The organism is Variovorax sp. GW821-FHT09B01 (genome assembly GCF_059418345.1).
In genome coordinates this window covers 1469092-1487169 of the sequence record NZ_JBWKPQ010000001.1, presented here as the reverse complement: position 1 = coordinate 1487169, position 18078 = coordinate 1469092, and the positions used below count along the sequence as shown (strand labels likewise).

The window sequence follows — 18078 nt, the reverse complement described above, 5'->3', positions numbered from 1 at the left end:
CAAGACCGCCCACGTCCGCTTCCAGATGCGCAGCCTATGAAGGCGACGGCGCGGGTGCGCGCATGTAGGCGCTGCATATAGTTTCTGACGCCAACGCTATTGGACGCATTTCGGCAAAAGCCTTCTCATTCCGCGGCAGTTCGCAGCAGGCACGACGCCCGCTGTTCTCACCCACGCAACACAGGAATGGAGAAGACATGCCTTCAACCCACAAGGTCGCCATCGTGACCGGCGGCAGCCGCGGCATCGGCGCGGCGATCGCACGACAGCTTGCAAAGGACGGCCACGCGGTCGTCGTCAACTACGCGGGCGATGCCACGAGCGCCCGCGCCGTGGTCGCCGACATCGAGTCGCGCGGCGGCCGCGCCATCGCGCTGCAGGCCGACGTCTCGAAGGAAGAGGACGTGCTGCGGCTGTTCCGCGAGACCGATGCGCAGCTCGGCGCGCCGATGGTGCTCGTCAACAACGGCGGCATCACCGGCGGCTTCTCGCGCGTGGACGAGGCGGACGCGCGCATGCTCGCTCAGGTGTTCGGCGTCAACGTCGTGGGTGCGTTCCTGTGCTGCCGCGAGGCGGTGCGGCGCATGTCGATCCGCCACGGCGGGCGCGGCGGCGCGATCGTCAACGTGTCCTCGCGCGCCGCGGAGATCGGCGGCGGTGGCGAGTGGGTGCACTACGCGGCGACCAAGGGCGCGCTGAACACGCTGACCACCGGCCTCGCGCGCGAAGTCGCGCTCGAGGGCATCCGCGTCAACGCCGTGGCCGCGGGCCTGATCGAGACCGAACTCCATGCGGCCGCCGGCAAGCCCGACCGCGCCGCGCGCATGGCGCCCGGCATTCCGATGGGCCGCGCGGGTCTGCCCGAGGAGGTTGCGCAGAGCGTCGCCTGGCTGGTGTCGCCCTCGGCCGGCTACGTGACCGCCGCCATCGTGGCGGTGGCCGGCGGCCGCTGACCACGGCACCGAATCGATGTCCGCAGAACGAACGAGAACCGGAGACAAAGCAATGCACGCATCCGCACAGAGCGCACCCGCCACAGGCACCACGGCCCCCAGTCCTTCCAAGGCCAGGCACGTGGTGATCGCTTCCACCCTGGGTACCGTCTTCGAGTGGTACGACTTCTATCTCTATGGCGCGCTGGCCGTGATCATCGGCAAGAACTTCTTCGCCAGCGCCACACCGCTGGAGGCCTACATCTTCGGCCTGCTGGCCTTCGGCACCGGCTTCGTGGTGCGGCCTTTCGGCGCGCTGGTGTTCGGGCGGCTCGGCGACATGATCGGGCGCAAATACACCTTCCTCGCGACCATCCTGATCATGGGCCTCGCGACCTTCGCGGTTGGCCTGCTACCCACCTATTCGTCGATCGGCAGCTTCGCGCCGGCGATCCTGATCGGGCTGCGCATGCTGCAGGGGCTGGCGATCGGCGGCGAATACGGTGGCGCGGCGGTCTACATCGCCGAGCACGCGCCGCCGGGACGACGCGGTGCCTACACCTCGTGGCTGCAGACCGCGTTCATCGTCGGCCTGTGCCTGGCGCTCGGCGTCATCCTGGGCTGCCGGCTCGCGATGTCGCCCGAGGCCTTCGAGACCTGGGGCTGGCGCGTTCCCTTCCTGCTCTCGATGGTGCTGCTGGCGATCTCCGTGTGGATCCGCATGAAGCTGCACGAGTCGCCGGTGTTCGCCGAGATGAAGTCGGCCGGTGCGCTGTCGCGTGCGCCGATCCGCGAGAGCTTCGGCAACTGGCGCAACCTCAAGCTGGTGCTCATCGTGCTGTTCGGCTTGCAGGCGGGGCAGGCGGTGGTCACCAATGCCGGGCCGATCTACTCGTCGCTGTTCCTGGTGAACACACTGCGCGTCGATCCCATCACCGCGACCACGCTGTCGACCATCGGCCTGCTGCTGGGCGCGCCCTTCTACGTGATCTTCGGCTACCTGAGCGACCGCATCGGGCGCAAGCCGATCGTGCTCGCGTCGCTGGTGCTCGGGGCCCTGTCGCTGTTCCCGGTCTACCACGGACTCACGCACTTCGCGAATCCGGCGCTCGAGGCCGCGCAGGCGCGCTCGCCCGTGGTGGTGGCGGCCGATCCGGCGCGCTGCTCGTTCCAGTTCAATCCGGTCGGCACCTCGAAGTTCACCTCGAGCTGCGACGTGGCGAAGAGCGCGCTGGTGCGGCGCGGCATTCCCTACGCCAACGAGGCCGCGGCGCCGGGAGCGGCGGCGGTGGTGCGCATCGGCGCGCTGTCGTTGCCGGCCTATGACGGTGCCGCCGCCGACGCGAAGGAGCGCGCGGCCGCATTCGACCAGGCACTGGGCAGCGCGCTGGAGAGCGCGGGCTACCGCGCCAGCGCCGATCCCGCGCAGATCAACCACCTCATGATCGTGCTGATCATCGTCTACCTGCAGCTGCTCACCGGCATGGCCTTCGGCCCCATGGCGGCGATGCTGGTCGAGATGTTCCCGGCGCGCATCCGCTACACCTCGATGTCCTTGCCCTATCACATCGGCAACGGCTGGATCGGCGGCCTGCTGCCCGCGACGGTCGTCGCCATCCAGGCCGCCACGGGCAGCATCTTCGACGGGCTTTGGTACCCTGTGCTGATCGCGGGCGCGGGGTTCGTGCTGTGCTGGCTGTTCGTCCCGGAGACCCGGGACCGGGCGCTCGACAGCTGAACCGCCGAAGGCGCACCGCGCAGGAGAACGGAATGCGCGACCACCCGCTTGGCCCATCGAACGACGACGATTCCCGACCCGCGCATTCGGGCGGGCCGGCCGCGCGCCTGGAGATCCGGCACCTGCGCTACTTCCGGGCGGTGGCCGAGGAGCTGAGCTTCACGCGCGCGGCGGACCGGCTGCACATCGCGCAGCCACCGCTGAGCCAGCAGATCCGCCAGCTCGAGGAGGAGCTGGGCGTGCAGCTCATCGACCGCGACAACCGGCCGGTGCGGCTCACCGAGGCGGGCACGCTGCTGCTGGAGCGCGCGGTCGCGATCATGTCGCAGTTCGATGCCGCCGTGGACGACGTGCGGCGCATCGGCCGCGGCCACAGCGGCAAGCTGGCGATCGGCTTCGCGGGCTCGGCCATGTACAGCGTGCTGCCCGATGTGCTCAACGCGTTTCGCGACCGCTATCCCGAGGTCGAGCTGTCCTTCAGCGAGCTGCTGGCGGCCGAGATCGCCGAGGCACTGTCGCGGCGTTCCATCGACGTCGGCTTCTCGCGCCCGGGACTGCCGCCCGATCCGTCGATCGAGCAGCGGCTGCTGATCACCGAACCGCTGATGGCCGCGGTGCCGACGCGGCATCCGCTGGCCGCGCGCGCCACCATTCCCGTGGAGGAGCTGCATGGCCAGGCCGCCGTGCTCTATCCGCGCCATCCGCGGCCCAGCCTGACCGACCTGATCCTCGATGCGCTCGGCGAGCGTGGCATCGTGCTCGAGCTCAAGGAGGGCGCGCGCAACATGCAGACCGCGCTGGGCCTGGTCGCGGCCGGCGCCGGCATCAGCTTCGTGCCCGCCAGTGTCTGCGGGCACGGACGCAGCGGCGTGCGCTTCGTGGGCATCGAGCCGCAGGTGCTGACTTCGCCGATGACCGTGGTCTGGCGCAAGGACCACGCCTCCGTCGCGCTGAAGAATTTCCTGCAGATCGTCGAGACGGTGGGCCCGGCGCACGGCTGAGCCGGAGTGCGCGGGGCGCGCCAGACGCCGCGCCTCTGCCAGCGTATCGCGTCGGTATTGGACGCTGCGCGGGGCCATTCCTAAAGTTCATCGCACCGCTTCGAAGCGGTGCCTTTTCACAGATGAACCACAGGAACACCATGTCTGCACTAGATGACGCCATGCGCGACGCCGCCGCTTCCGGCATCCGATTCGATCACGTACCGGCCAACGGCCTGAACATGCACTATGCGCGCGTCGGCCAGGGCGCGCCGCTCGTGCTGCTGCACGGCTGGCCCGAGTTCTGGATGGTGTACCGGCCACTCATGGACCTGCTGAAGAACGATTTCGAACTCTTCGTTCCCGATCTGCGCGGCTGCGGCTTCACCGGCAAGCCCACGTCCGGCCCCGATGCCAACGCCAACGCCGCGACGCACGCCGAGGACATCGCCGAATTCACGCGGCGCCTCGGCCTCGACCGCTTCGGCATGGTGGGCGGCGACCTCGGCGCCTATGTGCTGCAGGCCTTCAGCCAGGCGCACGGCGATCGGCTTAAGGGCGCGTTCTATTTCTGCACGCCCTATCCCGGCCTCGGTTCGCGCTACGGGCAGCCCGACCACCTGATCGAGGTCTGGTACCAGTACTTCCAGCAGCTGCCATGGGCCGCGAAGCTGGTCGGCGCATCGCGCGAGAGCTGCAGGCTCTACATGTCGCACTTCCTCGATCACTGGTCGGGCGACAACCCTGAGGTGTTCGCCGACATGATCGAGATCTACGTCGACATGTTCATGCGCAACGACAACATCCAGGGCGGCTTCGACTGGTACCTGAGCTCGGCCGCCAACCGCCGCAAGTGGCTCGAAGGGACCCTGCCGCCACCGCCGCGCATCACGGTGCCCTCGCGCTTCCTCTGGGGCCGCCGCGATCCCCTGATCCGCCCCGAGTGGTCGGACCGTTTGGGCGACTACTTCGCCGACTTCAGCATCGACTTCGCCGATGCCGGGCACTTCGTGCACCGCGAGGCGCCCGCGGTCTGCGCGCGCGAGATCAAGGCCTTCTTCGAGGGCCGGTGATGGCTGTCATGCCGGGCGAGGCGGCCGCGCGCTTCATGACGCCATGGTCGCGCCAGGGGCAGCGGCCCGGTCCCGTTTTCGTCGGAGGGGCCGGCGTCCACCTGCACAGGGCCGACGGCGCGCGCTGCCTGGACCTGTCGAGCGGCCTCATGTGCGCCAACCTGGGGCATGGCCATCCGACGGTGATCGAGGCGATACGGCGCCAGGCCGAGTCGCTGTGCTTCGTGTCGCCCACCTTGCGCAGCGACATCCGCGAGGCCTTCTCCGAGCGCCTGTGTGCGCGAGCGCCCTGGCGCGGCGGCGCGCGCGTGCACTTCACCACCGGTGGCGGCGAGGCCAACGACGACGCGGTGAAGATCGCGCGCCTCGTCACCGGCCGGCTGAAGGTGCTGAGCGCCTACCGTTCCTACCACGGCACCAGCGCCGGCGCGGCCGCGCTCACGGGCGGCAGCCGCCGCTGGGCCAGCGAGCAGACGGCGCCGGGCGGCATCGCGCGCTTCTTCGCGCCGCATCCCTACCGCAGTCCCTTCCACACCGACGACAGGGCCGAGGAGGTGCGGCGCGCGCTGGCGCATCTCGAGCGCGTGATCGAGCAGGAGAACCCCGCCAACATCGCGGCGATCCTGATCGAGCCGGTGCTCGGTTCGGACGGCCTGGTCGCGTACGAGGAGGGCTATCTGGCCGGCGTGCGCGAACTCGCACGGCGCTGCGGCGCGCTGCTGATCCACGACGAGGTCATGTGCGGCTTCGGCCGCGTCGGCGAGATGTTCGCCTCACGCCGCGTCGGCGTCGCGCCCGACATGCTGAGCTTCGCCAAGGGCGTCACGGGCGCCTGCATGCCGCTGGGCGGCGTGCTGATGCGCGAGGAGATCGCCGAAGCCTTCGACCACCGGCCCTTTCCCTTCGGTCATACCTACTCGGGCCATCCGGTCTGCATGGCGGCGGGGCTCGGCGCGCTGCGCGCCTACGAGACCGAAGGCCTCTTCACGCGAGGGCGCGAGATCGAAGGCTGGCTCCGGCAAGGCCTGGACGACATTCGCGAACGCAGCGCCATCGTGGGCGACGTGCGCGGCATCGGCGCCTTCTTCGGCATCGAGCTCGTGCGCGACCGCAAGACGCGCGAGCCGCTGGTCGCATGGCAGGGCGCCGACCAGCGGCTGATGGACGACTTCCAGTCCGACCTGCTGGCGCGCGGCGTGTGGCTGTACGTCAAGTACAACCTGTGCGTGGTCGCGCCGCCGCTGACCATCTCCCAGGCCGATCTGGCGCGCGGGCTCGCCATCGTCTCGGAGGCGTTGCAGGCCCTCGAGGCCAGGGTGTCGGCATAGCGCCGGCCGCTCAGAGCTGCGGCGACAACACCGCAGCCAGGTGCTCCCACGCCTTCTCGAGCAGCGGCCTTTCCTTCCAGCCCTCGTAGCTCAACCGCTTCGACTGCGCGAGGTCGGCCTCGAACTGCACGGTCTGCGCCGTGGCGAAAGCCTCGTCGTAGATGTTGAGGTTGGCCTCGTCGTTGAGCCGGAACGAGCGGTTGTCGAAGTTGGTCGAGCCCACCGACACCAGCAGGCCGTCGACCAGGAAGACCTTGCAGTGGTACATGGTCGGCTGGTACTCGCTGATCTGGGCCCCAGCTTCGAGCAGCGGGCCCCAGGAGGCGCGCGAGGCGCGGCGCACGGTCTGCGAATCGATGATCGGTCCCGGCGTGACGATGCGCACGCGCACGCCGCGGTGCAGCGCCGCGACCAGCGCGCCCACGGTGAGATCGTCGGGCACGAAGTAGGCGCTCGAGAGGTCGATGGTCTTCGTGGCCGCGGCGATCGAGAGCAGGTACATCAGGTGCATGCTCTCGCTGCCGCCCGAGGGCGAGCTGCTGAACATCTGCGCGCGGCCCGTGCCCACCGGCGGCAGCGGCGGGAAGTAGCGCTCGCCGTGGAACACGTCGCCCGAGACCTTGATCCAGTTGTCCATGAAGACCGCCTGCATCTGCGCCACCACCGGGCCCTCGACCTTGTAGTGCGAGTCGCGCCAGTGCGCGGGGTCCTGCGCGTCGCCGGTCCATTCGGGCGCGATGCCGACGCCGCCCGTGAAGCCGATGCGACCGTCGACCACCAGCAGCTTGCGGTGGGTGCGGTTGTTCATGCGCGCGATGTCGTACCAGCTCGGCTTGTGGAACTTGCGGATCTCCACGCCCGCTGTCTCCATCTCGCGGATGAAGTCCGCATCGACCTTCGCGCTGCCGACCCAGTCGAGCAGCACATGCACTTTGACGCCGGCACGCGCGCGTTCCGACAGCGCATCGGCAAAGGCGCGGCCGATGTCGCCCGACCAGTAGATGTAGGTCTCGAAGGTGATGCTGTGCTTCGCGGCGCGGATGGCCGCGAGCATCGGGGGGAAGATCTTGTCGCCGTTCTGGAAGGCCTCGAAGCGGTTGCCGTCGGCGATCGGCGGGCCGAGCATGGCGCCGAGCGCGCGCTGGTACTGGGGATCGTGCAGCGCGTATTCGCGGCGCACCTGTTCGTCGAGCTTCTTCTCGCCGCTCGTGAGGTTGAGCACGAGCAGGGTGGCGGCCAGCGTCAGGACGAAGGTCCAGGCGATGGCTTTCCAGGGCTTGCGGGGGGCAGAGACAGGCATGCCTTATCGTGCCGGCCTTTGCCCGCGCCGAATCGAGGTCGCGCCCTTGTCCTGCAAGGCGCCGCTGCGATGTCTGCCATCAATATCGGCCTGCGGCGCCAGCCCTCGCGAACACCATGCCCCAACAACCCAAAACCTTGCCCGATCCGGCCTCCCACCGCTTCGTCTCCGTGCGCGGCGCGCGCGAGCACAACCTGCGCAACGTCGACGTCGACATCCCGCGCGATGCCCTCGTGGTCTTCAGCGGCATCTCGGGTTCCGGCAAGTCCTCGCTGGCCTTCGGCACGCTGTATGCCGAGGCGCAGCGGCGCTACCTCGAATCGGTGGCGCCCTATGCGCGGCGGTTGATCGACCAGGTCGGCGTGCCGGCGGTCGATGCCATCGACGGGCTGCCGCCGGCCGTGGCCTTGCAGCAGCAGCGCGGCACGCCGGGCGCGCGCTCCTCGGTGGGCAGCGTGACCACGCTGTCGAACCTGCTGCGCATGCTCTATTCGCGCGCGGGCGACTACCCGGCGCGCCAGGCGATGCTGCACGCGGAGGACTTCTCGCCCAACACGCCGCAGGGTGCCTGCCCCGTCTGCCACGGGCTGGGCCGGGTGTTCGAGGTGACCGAGCGCGCGATGGTGCCCGACGACAGCCTCACGATCCGCGAGCGCGCGGTGGCCGCCTGGCCCTCGGCCTGGCAGGGGCAGAACCTGCGCGACATCCTCGTCACGCTGGGCATCGACGTCGACACGCCGTGGCGCGCGCTGCCGAAGAAGACGCGCGACTGGATCCTGTTCACCGAGGAGCAGCCGACGGTGCCGGTCTATGCGGGCTTCACGCCGGCCGAGACGCGCGCCGCGCTGCGCCGCAAGCTCGAGCCCAGCTACCAGGGCACCTTCATGGGCGCGCGCAAGTACGTGCTCCACACCTTCGCCACCACGCAGAGCGCATTGATGAAGAACCGCGTCTCGCGCTTCATGTCGGGCGCCTCGTGCCCGGCCTGCCAGGGCAAGCGGCTCAAGGCCGAGGCATTGTCGGTGCGTTTCGCGGGGCTCGACATCGGGCAGATCTCGCACCTGACGCTGGGCGCGCTGGCGCAGGTGCTGCGGCCGGCGGCGCGCGGCGAGGCGCATGGCAAGGTGGCGCCGTCGGCCGAGAAACGCATCGTGGCGCAGCGCATCGCGCAGGACGCGCTGGCGCGGCTCGACACGCTGCTGGGCCTCGGGCTGGGCTATCTCTCGCTTGATCGCGCAACGCCCACGCTGTCGCCGGGCGAACTGCAGCGGCTGCGGCTCGCGACGCAGATCCGCTCCAAGCTGTTCGGCGTGGTGTACGTGCTCGACGAGCCCTCGGCCGGCCTGCACCCGGCCGACGCCGAGGCACTGGTCGACGCGCTCGATGCACTCAAGCGCGCGGGCAACTCGCTGTTCGTGGTCGAGCACGACCTGGACCTGATGCGCCGCGCCGACTGGCTGGTCGACGTCGGGCCCGGCGCGGGCGAGAACGGCGGCGAGGTGCTCTACAGCGGGCCGCCCGCCGGGTTGCGCGAAGTGGCGGCTTCCCGCACGGCCGCCTACCTGTTCGCACCCGAGGCGGCCGGCGATGCGGGCCGGCCGCCGCGTTCGGCGCAGGGCTGGCTGCGGCTCGAAGGCGTCACGCGCAACAACCTCGAGGCGGTCGACGCGGCATTTCCGATCGGCGCGATGACCGCGGTCACCGGTGTCTCGGGATCGGGCAAGTCCAGCCTCGTGAGCCAGGCGCTGGTGCAGCTGGTGGCGGCCCACCTGGGCCACGAGGCACCGGCCGACGACGAGCCGGGCGAGGGCGAGCCCTCGCTCGCCCAGGAGACGCACGGCCGCATCGTCGAGGGCCTGGACCGGATCCGGCGCCTGGTGCGGGTGGACCAGAAGCCGATCGGCCGCACGCCGCGTTCCAACCTCGCGACCTACACCGGGCTGTTCGACCACGTGCGCAAGCTGTTCGCGCAGACCCGCGCCGCGAAGGCGCGCCGCTTCGATGCCGGCCAGTTCTCGTTCAACGTCGCCAAGGGCCGCTGCCCGACCTGCGAGGGCGAGGGCTTCGTCAGCGTCGAGCTGCTGTTCATGCCGAGCGTCTATGCGCCGTGCCCGACATGCGGCGGCTCGCGCTTCGACGCGGCGACGCTGAAGGTGCGGCTGCGCGACAAGAGCATCGCCGACGTGCTCGCGATGACGGTGGACGAGGCGCATGCCTTCTTCTTGGACGACGCACAGATCGAGCGGCCGCTGCGCCTGCTCGCGGCGATCGGCCTGGGCTACCTGCGCCTGGGGCAGCCGGCCACCGAGCTGTCGGGCGGCGAGGCCCAGCGCATCAAGCTCGCGACCGAGCTGCAGCGCGCGCAGCGCGGCGACGCGCTCTACGTGCTCGACGAGCCGACCACCGGGCTGCATCCGTCGGACGTGGACCGGCTGATGGCGCAGCTCGACGAACTGGTCGACGCCGGCAACACGGTGGTGCTGGTCGAGCACGAGATGCGCGTGGTGGCGCGCTGCGACTGGGTCATCGACATGGGCCCTGGCGCGGGCGGCGAGGGCGGGCGCGTGGTGGCGGCGGGCACGCCGCGCGAGGTCGCGAAGGCCGGCACGCCCACGGCGAAGTACCTCGCGCGCCAGTGGGGCTGAGCCGGGCGTGGCCCGGGTGCACAATCTGGGCCCCCGATCCGCGCCGCCGTGCGTCGCCTTCCGTTTCAACCCCATGCGAATCCACGACATCCGACGCCGACTGCGCGAAGCAGGCGCGGGCCCCAGCCATGAGCAGCGCGTGCTGCGGCTGTGGTCCCATGCGCTGCCGCGCGACAGCGGCCGGCGGCTGCCGCACAGCTTCTTTCCGGCCGGGTTGATGGCCGAGCTGCCGGCCATCGAGGCCGAGCTCGCGGGCCTTGCGCGCGTGGATGCGGTGCATCCGGGCGCCGATGGTTCGGAACGGTTGCTGGTGGCGCTTGCCGACGGCCAGACCGTCGAGAGCGTGCTGCTGCCGCGCGACGGCCTGTGCGTGTCCTCGCAAGTGGGCTGCGCGGTCGGCTGCCAGTTCTGCATGACCGGGCGCGAAGGCCTGCTGCGCCAGGTCGGCAGCGCCGAGATCATTGCCCAGGTGGCGCTCGCGCGCATGCGCCGGCCGGTGCGCAAGGTGGTGTTCATGGGCATGGGCGAGCCGGCCCACAACCTCGACAACGTGATGGAGGCGATCGAGCTGCTCGGCACGGTCGGCAACATCGGCCATAAGAACCTGGTGTTCTCCACCGTCGGCGATCCGCGCGTGTTCGAGCGGCTGCTGCAGGAACGCGTGCGGCCCGCGCTCGCGCTGTCGCTGCACACCACGCGCGACGAACTGCGCCGCAAGCTGCTGCCGCGCGCGCCGCGGCTCACGCCCGAGGAACTGGTCGCGGCCGGCGAACGCTATGCGCGCACCACCGGCTATCCGATCCAGTACCAGTGGACGCTGCTCGAAGGCATCAACGACAGCGAGGAAGAGATCGAGGGGCTGGTGCGGCTGCTGTCGGGCAAGTACGGCGTGCTCAACATGATCCCGTTCAACGCGGTCGACGGCGTGGACTTCCAGCGCCCGGCCTGGGCGCGCTGCCAGCAGATCGCGCGCACCCTGCACGAGCGCGGCATCCTGACCAAGTTGCGCAATTCGGCGGGGCAGGACGTGGATGGGGGGTGTGGGCAGTTGCGCGCACGCGCGACGGGCGCCGGCGTGGCGGGGCAGGCCCGGCCCGTGACCGTGGATGCGGCGTCCATCGTGCGCCGGCCGTCGAGCCGACCTGAAGACTAGGCGCGACGCGCACGAGCCCGGCGCGGTCGGCGCTCACATGCGCTCGCGAAGCATGCCCTTGAGCCAGCGGCAGAAGTCGCCCGCGCTCTGGGCATGCGCGCTGTGCGTGCTGACGTAGGCCAGGTAGCTCGCACCGGAGCCGATGCTCTGGCCGTCGGCCAGCACCAGCGTGCCGTCGCGCAACGGATCCAGCACCAGCAGCTTCGGCACCACCAGGAAGCCGGTGCCGCCGATGGCCGCGGTGATGGCCAGGAAGAGATGGTCGTAGGTGGCGACCACATAGAGGCTCTCGGTCGCGATGCCCGCGGCGATGGCCCAGGTCGCGATGACGTCGGGCCGTGAGCGCGCCGCCACCAGGGGCCAACCGCTCTTCGATCGCGCGCGGTGCTTCTCCAGCAGGGACGGCGACGCGACGCAGACCAGTTCCTCGCGCATCAGCTCCCAGCTCTCCGTTCCCGGCACGCTCAGGTCGCGGGTGATGAGCACGTCGAAGTCGTCGGACGGCTCGGGCGGGGCCAGCGAGGTGATCAGGTCGATCTGCACGCCGTGCTGGGCCGTGTAGGCGCCGAGCGCGGGCACCACCACCGTCATCGCGAAGCTCGGCATCGAGGTGCGCACCTTCAGCCGGTCGTGCTTGCGGCCACGTTGCGCCAGCAACTGCATGGTCATCTCGATGGTCGACATGGCGTCCTTGACCGCCTCGAAGAGCTGCAGGCCGCTGGGCGTGAATTCGACGGTCGAGCCCCGGCGGTGGAACAGCCGTCCGCCCGCGAACGCTTCGAGCGAGGCGATGTGGCGGCTCACCGCGCCCTGGGTGACGCCCAGCGCCGCGCCGGCCCGCGTGAAGTTGCCATGCCGGCCGACCGCCACGAAGGCGCGCAGCGGCGTCAGCGGTACTTCGGCCGCTCTTTCATGATCAAAACTCATTGCGAAACCACGGTGGGGAATACTGTCACAGAACCCTGATTGATGGGAATTTGGCGGTCGATAGCATTCATTCTGTCACCAACAGTGCCTCGAAAGGGCGGGACCACATGCTTCGCTTGCTGCCAAAACTATGTCTTTTCCTCATTTTCGCGGGACGGCTGGCGCAGGCCTGCGCGGGCGAGGTCGTGCTGTATTCCTCCAACAACGTGGAGACGGTGAACCAGGTCGTCGACCAGTTCACCAAGGAGAACCCGGACATCAAGGTGTCCGTGGTGCGCGCCGGCACCGGCGCGCTGATGCAGCGCATCAAGGCCGAGGCCGCCAACCCGCTGGGCGACATCTTCTGGTCGGGCGGCCTGTCGACCATCGGCGAATTCCGCGACCAGTTCCAGCCCCACGAATCCGCGCAGGCCGCCGCCATACCGCCGGCCTACCGCGGGCCGAACGGCCTCTGGCTGGGCACCAACGTCCACGTGACCGTGCTGATGGCGAACCTGCGCCAGACGCCGGGCGGCCAGCCGCCGCGGGGATGGGCCGACCTGGCCGATCCGAAGTGGAAGGGCAAGATCGTCATTCCCGATCCCGAGCGCAGCAGCGCCTCGTTCGTCGCGCTGTACGGGCTGCAAAAGCTGCTGGGCAACGAGGTCCTCGCCAAGGTCGTGCGCAATGCCGTGATCGTCGGCACCACCTCCGCCGCCTACGAAGGCGTGGCCAAGGGCGAGTTCGCGGTGGCGGTGACGATGGAGTACGCCGCCTACGAGTACGTGGCCGGCGGACTCAAGGAGATCAAGCTGGTCTATCCGGCCGAGGGCACCTTCCTCTCGCCCGAAGGCATGGCCCTGATCAAGGGCGCGAAGCATCCGCAGGAGGCCCGCCGGCTCTATGAATTCCTGGCCGCCGGCAAGACGCAGATCGAGGTCTTCAAGAGCGCCTACCGCCGTCCGCTGCGCACCGACATCGACGTGAGCAGGCTGGCGGAATTGCCCGCGCTGTCGAGCATCAAGGTCGTGGCGCTCGACGATGCCCGGATGGGCACTGAGCGCGCGGCGTTCATCGCGCAGTGGCGCCAGAGCGTCAACGCGCGCTGACCGGCACCGCGGGCCGACGAAAGCCACCGATGCAAGTCTCATTCGAAGCCATCGCCCAGAGCTATGGCGGCCAGCCCCTGTTCGACGGGCTCGACCTCGCGATCCCGAGCGGCTCGTTCTTCACGCTGCTGGGGCCTTCGGGCTGTGGCAAGACCACGCTGTTGCGCATGCTGGGCGGGTTCGTGCGGCCGGACGCCGGGCGCATCCGGTTCGGCGAGGAGGACGTGACCCACGTGCCGGTGCATCGCCGCGGGGTCGGCATGGTGTTCCAGGACTACGCGCTGTTCCCCGATCGCTCGGTCCTTGCGAACGTCGTCTACGGACTCGCCGCGCGCGGCGTCGACCGCGCGGCCGCGGAACAACGCGCGCTGGCCATGCTCGCCCGCGTGGGGCTGAAGGCGATGGCCGACCGCTCGCCCGCGGCCCTGTCCGGCGGCCAGCGGCAGCGCGTCGCGATGGCGCGCGCGCTGGTGATCGAGCCCCGGCTGCTGCTGCTGGACGAGCCGCTGTCGGCGCTCGACGTCAAGCTGCGCGTCGAGCTGCGCAGCCTGGTGCGCGACCTGCAGACCGAGGCGGGCATCACGACCGTGTTCGTCACGCACGACCAGGAAGAAGCGCTGGCGCTGTCCGACCTGATCGCCGTGATGGACCGCGGGCGCATCGTCCAGATCGGCCCGCCGCGCGAGATCTACGCCCGGCCCGGCACCGCCTTCGCGGCCGACTTCGTCGGGGGCGCCAACCTCATCGCCATCGACGAGGAACTGCCCGCGGCCGCCAACGGGCTGCGCCGCCTGGGCACGCCGGCCGGCGTCATCCTGACCGACAGCGCGGTGCCGGTGCGCCCCGGCGCCTTGCTGGCGGTGCGCAGCGAGGAACTGGTCTTCGCCGACGCCGATGCGACGGCCGACGGCCATCTGCGCGGCGTGATCGAGCATGTCGAGTTCCGCGGCGGCCTCACGGGCTACCGGGTGCGCACCAGCGCCGGCGTGCTTCGGGTCGAGGTGCGCACGCGCCAGCAGGACCAGAGCCGCGCGCGCGACGACGCCGTCGTGCTGGCACTGCCCGTCGACGCGCACATCGTGCAGGCCGCATGATGTCCCGCGCGCTGCGACGCGATCCCGCCTGGCTGGTGCTGGCGCTGTGCGCCATCGGCGTGCTGGGCGTGTTCCTGGTCCTGCCGCTGGCGGGGATGATCGGCAAGTCCTTCGTGGGCCCCGACGGCCAGCCTAGCTTCGGCGGCTACCTGCGCTTCTTCGCCGAGGCCTCGTACCGCGAGGTCTTCTTCAACACGCTGATCCTCGGGCTGGCGGTCACGGCCACCTCGATGCTCGTGGGCGGCGGCCTGGCCGTGGTCGTCGCGCGCTGCAGGTTCCCGCTGGCCGGCATCGTCACCGCATTGCCGCTCGTGACGCTGGTGGTCCCCGACGTCGTCGTGGCCGCGGCCTGGGTGCTGATCCTGGGAAAGCAAGGCCTCGTCAACATGGCGCTGGCACCCTGGGGCATCGAGTTGCCGTCGCTCTATTCGTGGTGGGGCATGGTCTACGTGATGACCCTCAACAACTACGTGTACGCCTTCGTCGCTGTCCTCGTTGGCCTGAAGTCGATGGACCGCAACCTGGAGGAGGCCGCGCTGAGCCTGGGCCGGCCGATCGGCCGCGTGCTCGGTGGCGTGACCCTGCCGCTGCTGCTGCCCTCGCTGTTCGCCGGCGCGCTCATCGTGTTCACCCACGTGATCGGCAGCTTCGGCGTGCCGGCCATCCTTGGCGCGCGCACGCCGGTGCTGGCGGTGAAGGCCTACAACGAGTTCGTCAGCGAGATGGGCGGCAACCCGCAGATGCAGACGACGATGGCATCGCTGCTGGTACTGCTGGGCGCGGGTCTGCTGCTCGTGCAGAAACTGGTGATCGAGAAGCGCCAGTTCCAAATGGAAGCGGGCCGCAGCCCGGTGGTGCTGGCGATCCACGGCTGGCGCGCGGTGCTGGCCAGCGGCGCCGTGCTCGGCGTGGTGCTGCTGTCGTTGCTGCCGGCCGTGGTGGTGGTCGTCACCGCGTTCACGCCGTCCGTGGGGCCGGTGCTGCGCTACGGCAGCTTCACGCTGGCCCATCTGCAGCATGCGCTGTTCCGCGCGCCGGAGCCCTTGTACAACTCGCTGTTCCTGGCCTCGATCGCCACCGTGGCGGGCGTCGTTTTCTCGGTCGTGTCGGCCTACCTGATCGTCAAGCGGCGCTCGTGGCTCACCCATGTGCTCGACGTGCTGGTGATGCTGCCGCTGACCATCGCCGGCACCGTGCTGGGCATCGCGCTCATCAACGCGTTCAACAGTGGCTGGCTGGTGCTCACCGGCAGCTGGGTGGTGATGGCGCTGGCCTACTTCCTGCGGCGCATGCCCACCAGCGTGCGCGCCGCCGCCGGCCCGCTGCACAACCTGCGCGATTCGATCGAGGAGGCCTCCATGAGCCTGGGCGTGAGCCCGCTGCGCAGCTTCGTGCGCGTGGTGCTTCCGGTGATCGGCCCGTCGGTCGTCGCCGCCGCCGTGCTGATGTGGGTCACGACGCTGTCGGAGCTGTCGGCCACGGTCGTCCTGTACTTCGGCGGCATGAACACCATGCCGATCGAGATCTTCCAGCAGATCGACAGCGGGCGGCTGGCACTGGCCTGTGCCTACAGCCTGGTGCTGCTGCTGACCATCTTCATCCCCCTGGCGCTGGCGCGCTGGATCTTCAAGCTGAGAGTAGGAACCATCGAATGACGACAGCCACGACAACAACAACATCCTCGCGCGAATCCCATCCGTTCCTGGCCGGGCGCGTGCTCGGCGCCAAGCCCTCGGCCACGAAGGAGATGACGCGGCTGGCCAACCAGCTCAAGCGCGAGGGCCGCAACGTCATCGCGCTGAGCCAGGGCGAGCCCGACTTCCCGACGCCCGACCATGTGCGCGAGGCCGGCAAGCAGGCCATCGACCGCGGCGAGTCGCGCTATACCGACGTGGCCGGAACCTTCGCGCTGCGCGAGGCGGTGGTGCGCAAGTTCGAGCGCGACAACGGGCTGCGCTTCGACCCCGAGCAGATCCAGGTCGGCTGCGGTGCCAAGCAGATCCTCTACAACGCGCTGCAGGCCACCATCGATCCGGGCGACGAGGTGGTGGTGCCGACGCCGGCCTGGGTGTCCTACCCCGAGATGGTGCTGCTGGCGGGCGGCACGCCCGTGATCGTCCGCTGCGGTGCCGCGAGCGGCTTCAAGCTCACGCCGCGACAGCTGGAGGAAGCCATCACGCCGCGCACCAAGTGGCTGATGCTCAACTCGCCGTCGAATCCCAGCGGCGCGGTCTATTCGCACGATGAACTGGCCGCGCTGGGCGCGGTGCTGCTGCGCCATCCGCATGTCTGGGTGATGGCGGACGACATCTACGAGAAGATCCGCTACCAGACCGACGCCTTCGCCACGCCGGCCGCCGTGATGCCCGCGCTCGCGTCGCGCACGCTGACCATCAACGGCGTGTCCAAGGCCTATGCCATGACCGGCTGGCGCGTGGGCTTCGGTGCCGGGCCGCTCGAACTGATCAAGGCCATGAACCTGGTCCAGTCGCAGTCCACCTCGCACACCAGTTCGATCAGCCAGGCCGCCGCCGTCGCCGCGCTCGACGGCCCGATGGATTTTCTTCCCCAGTTCGTCGACGCCTTCCGGCGGCGCCGCGACAGCGTGGTCGGCCAGCTCAACCGCATCGAAGGCATCGCCTGCGACCTGCCGCCCGGCGCCTTCTACGCCTTCCCGGGCTGCCAGGGATTGCTGGGGCGGCGCGACCCCGCGGGCCACCTGATCGCGACGGATGCCGACCTCGCGCTGTACCTGCTGCGCGAGGCGGGGGTGGCGATCGTTCCCGGCTCCGCGTTCGAGCTGCCGGGCCATTTCCGCGTCTCCTATGCGGCCTCGGACGCGGAGCTCGACGCGGCCATGGCGCGGATCGCCGCGGCCTGCGCGCGGCTCGGCTGAGCGGCGCTCCACATCACTTCGTTCATCCATCCACAGAAACTTCAATGACCAAGAATCAAGCGCTGCGCGCAGCCCTCGACAGCGGCCGGCTGTTCACCGCCATGGCCGCCCACAATCCCCTGGTGGCGAAGCTGGCCGAACAGGCCGGCTTCGGCGGCATCTGGGGCAGCGGCTTCGAGCTGTCGGCCAGCTATGCCGTGCCCGACGCCAACATCCTGTCGATGTCCACGCACCTGGAGATGATGCGGGCCATCGCCTCCACCGTGTCCATTCCGTTGATCGCCGACATCGACACCGGCTTCGGCAACGCGGTGAACGTCCACTACGTCGTGCCGCAGTATGAAGCGGCCGGCGCGTCGGCCATCGTGATGGAGGACAAGACCTTTCCCAAGGACACCAGCCTGAGGACCGATGGCCGGCAGGAGCTGGTCCGCATCGAGGAGTTCCAGGGCAAGATCGCGGCGGCGACCGCTGCCCGCGCCGACAGGGACTTCGTGGTGATCGCGCGTGTGGAAGCGCTGATCGCCGGCCTGGGCCAGCAGGAAGCCGTGCGGCGCGGCCAGGCCTACGAGGAGGCCGGCGCCGACGCGATACTGATCCATTCCAGGCAGAAGACGCCCGACGAGATCCTGGCCTTCGTGAAGTCCTGGCCCGGCAAGGTGCCGCTGGTGCTGGTGCCCACCGCCTATCCGCAACTGACCGAGGCCGACATCGCCGCGCTCTCGAAGGTCGGCATCGTCATCTACGGCAACCACGCCATCCGCGCGGCGGTCGGCGCCGTGCGCGAGGTGTTCGCCCGGATCCGCAGAGACGGCGGCATCCGCGAGGTGGATGCGGCGCTTCCGTCCGTCAAGGAGATCATCGAGCTGCAGGGCGACGAACGCATGCGCGCCGTCGAGGCCCGCTATCTGAAGTAGCCGCGCG

At 69.8% G+C, this 18078-nt stretch carries 14 protein-coding genes; 12 read left to right on the top strand and 2 right to left on the bottom strand.

Annotation, left to right across the window (positions count from 1 at the left end; all coding sequences use genetic code 11):
- Nucleotides 1-197: 197 nt before the first annotated feature.
- The 5 genes from AC07RV_RS06570 (at nt 198) to AC07RV_RS06550 (ending at nt 6051) form a co-directional block, all read left to right on the top strand.
- A complete protein-coding gene (locus AC07RV_RS06570; RefSeq protein WP_296786708.1) occupies nt 198-953 on the top strand; it encodes an SDR family oxidoreductase in 756 nt (251 codons plus the stop codon).
- A 52-nt stretch (nt 954-1005) separates the two neighbouring features.
- Entirely contained in the window at nt 1006-2670 is a 1665-nt protein-coding gene (locus AC07RV_RS06565) for an MFS transporter (RefSeq protein ID WP_296786706.1), read from the top strand.
- Nucleotides 2671-2702: 32 nt separating this feature from the next.
- Nucleotides 2703-3671 (top strand): LysR family transcriptional regulator, encoded by a 969-nt coding sequence (locus AC07RV_RS06560; protein WP_296786704.1) that lies wholly within the window; start codon nt 2703-2705, stop codon nt 3669-3671.
- 140 nt (nt 3672-3811) lie between these two features.
- The gene (locus AC07RV_RS06555) at nt 3812-4723 is read left to right on the top strand and encodes an alpha/beta fold hydrolase (RefSeq protein ID WP_296786701.1); all 912 of its coding nucleotides are present in this window, start codon (nt 3812-3814) and stop codon (nt 4721-4723) included.
- Nucleotides 4723-6051, top strand: coding sequence for an aminotransferase class III-fold pyridoxal phosphate-dependent enzyme (locus tag AC07RV_RS06550; RefSeq protein WP_296786698.1), 1329 nt, complete (start codon nt 4723-4725; stop codon nt 6049-6051). Before AC07RV_RS06555 ends, AC07RV_RS06550 begins: the two co-directional genes overlap by 1 nt.
- Nucleotides 6052-6061: 10 nt before the next feature.
- Here the strand turns inward: AC07RV_RS06550 and AC07RV_RS06545 are convergent, their stop codons facing one another.
- Nucleotides 6062-7351, bottom strand: a complete 1290-nt coding sequence (locus AC07RV_RS06545) for a phospholipase D-like domain-containing protein (protein ID WP_296786696.1) — start codon at nt 7349-7351, stop codon at nt 6062-6064.
- 116 nt (nt 7352-7467) lie between these two features.
- Between AC07RV_RS06545 and AC07RV_RS06540 the strand changes: the two genes are divergently transcribed.
- Nucleotides 7468-9996 (top strand): excinuclease ABC subunit UvrA, encoded by a 2529-nt coding sequence (locus AC07RV_RS06540; RefSeq protein WP_296786693.1) that lies wholly within the window; start codon nt 7468-7470, stop codon nt 9994-9996.
- A gap of 73 nt (nt 9997-10069) precedes the next feature.
- On the top strand, nt 10070-11149 hold the full coding sequence (locus AC07RV_RS06535; protein ID WP_296786691.1) for an RNA methyltransferase: 1080 nt from the start codon (nt 10070-10072) through the stop codon (nt 11147-11149).
- Nucleotides 11150-11182: 33 nt separating this feature from the next.
- Here the strand turns inward: AC07RV_RS06535 and AC07RV_RS06530 are convergent, their stop codons facing one another.
- Nucleotides 11183-12076, bottom strand: a complete 894-nt coding sequence (locus AC07RV_RS06530) for a LysR family transcriptional regulator (protein ID WP_203206660.1) — start codon at nt 12074-12076, stop codon at nt 11183-11185.
- 185 nt (nt 12077-12261) lie between these two features.
- On the opposite strand from AC07RV_RS06530, the gene AC07RV_RS06525 reads away from it, so the two are divergent.
- From AC07RV_RS06525 to AC07RV_RS06505, 5 genes are read left to right on the top strand one after another with little or no spacing between them, the layout of a single operon-like run.
- The gene (locus AC07RV_RS06525; RefSeq protein WP_444814244.1) at nt 12262-13164 is read left to right on the top strand and encodes an ABC transporter substrate-binding protein; all 903 of its coding nucleotides are present in this window, start codon (nt 12262-12264) and stop codon (nt 13162-13164) included.
- Nucleotides 13165-13193: 29 nt separating this feature from the next.
- Nucleotides 13194-14258, top strand: a complete 1065-nt coding sequence (locus tag AC07RV_RS06520; protein WP_296786685.1) for an ABC transporter ATP-binding protein — start codon at nt 13194-13196, stop codon at nt 14256-14258.
- Nucleotides 14258-15913, top strand: a complete 1656-nt coding sequence (locus AC07RV_RS06515; RefSeq protein WP_296786681.1) for an ABC transporter permease — start codon at nt 14258-14260, stop codon at nt 15911-15913. Before AC07RV_RS06520 ends, AC07RV_RS06515 begins: the two co-directional genes overlap by 1 nt.
- On the top strand, nt 15910-17154 hold the full coding sequence (locus tag AC07RV_RS06510) for a pyridoxal phosphate-dependent aminotransferase (RefSeq protein WP_296786678.1): 1245 nt from the start codon (nt 15910-15912) through the stop codon (nt 17152-17154). Before AC07RV_RS06515 ends, AC07RV_RS06510 begins: the two co-directional genes overlap by 4 nt.
- A 44-nt stretch (nt 17155-17198) precedes the next feature.
- On the top strand, nt 17199-18071 hold the full coding sequence (locus AC07RV_RS06505) for a phosphonopyruvate hydrolase (protein ID WP_296786675.1): 873 nt from the start codon (nt 17199-17201) through the stop codon (nt 18069-18071).
- Nucleotides 18072-18078: the final 7 nt, after the last annotated feature.

Bases quoted from the DNA above. Each gene is read 5' to 3' on its own strand.
- AC07RV_RS06520 (WP_296786685.1), top strand. From the start codon at position 13,194: ATGCAAGTCTCATTCGAAGCCATCGCCCAGAGCTATGGCGGCCAGCCC.
- AC07RV_RS06515 (WP_296786681.1), top strand. From the start codon at position 14,258: ATGTCCCGCGCGCTGCGACGCGATCCCGCCTGGCTGGTGCTGGCGCTG.
- AC07RV_RS06510 (WP_296786678.1), top strand. From the start codon at position 15,910: ATGACGACAGCCACGACAACAACAACATCCTCGCGCGAATCCCATCCG.
- AC07RV_RS06530 (WP_203206660.1), bottom strand. From the start codon at position 12,076: ATGAGTTTTGATCATGAAAGAGCGGCCGAAGTACCGCTGACGCCGCTG.
- AC07RV_RS06540 (WP_296786693.1), top strand. From the start codon at position 7,468: ATGCCCCAACAACCCAAAACCTTGCCCGATCCGGCCTCCCACCGCTTC.
- AC07RV_RS06565 (WP_296786706.1), top strand. From the start codon at position 1,006: ATGCACGCATCCGCACAGAGCGCACCCGCCACAGGCACCACGGCCCCC.
- AC07RV_RS06550 (WP_296786698.1), top strand. From the start codon at position 4,723: ATGGCTGTCATGCCGGGCGAGGCGGCCGCGCGCTTCATGACGCCATGG.
- AC07RV_RS06560 (WP_296786704.1), top strand. From the start codon at position 2,703: ATGCGCGACCACCCGCTTGGCCCATCGAACGACGACGATTCCCGACCC.
- AC07RV_RS06505 (WP_296786675.1), top strand. From the start codon at position 17,199: ATGACCAAGAATCAAGCGCTGCGCGCAGCCCTCGACAGCGGCCGGCTG.
- AC07RV_RS06545 (WP_296786696.1), bottom strand. From the start codon at position 7,351: ATGCCTGTCTCTGCCCCCCGCAAGCCCTGGAAAGCCATCGCCTGGACC.
- AC07RV_RS06555 (WP_296786701.1), top strand. From the start codon at position 3,812: ATGTCTGCACTAGATGACGCCATGCGCGACGCCGCCGCTTCCGGCATC.
- AC07RV_RS06535 (WP_296786691.1), top strand. From the start codon at position 10,070: ATGCGAATCCACGACATCCGACGCCGACTGCGCGAAGCAGGCGCGGGC.
- AC07RV_RS06570 (WP_296786708.1), top strand. From the start codon at position 198: ATGCCTTCAACCCACAAGGTCGCCATCGTGACCGGCGGCAGCCGCGGC.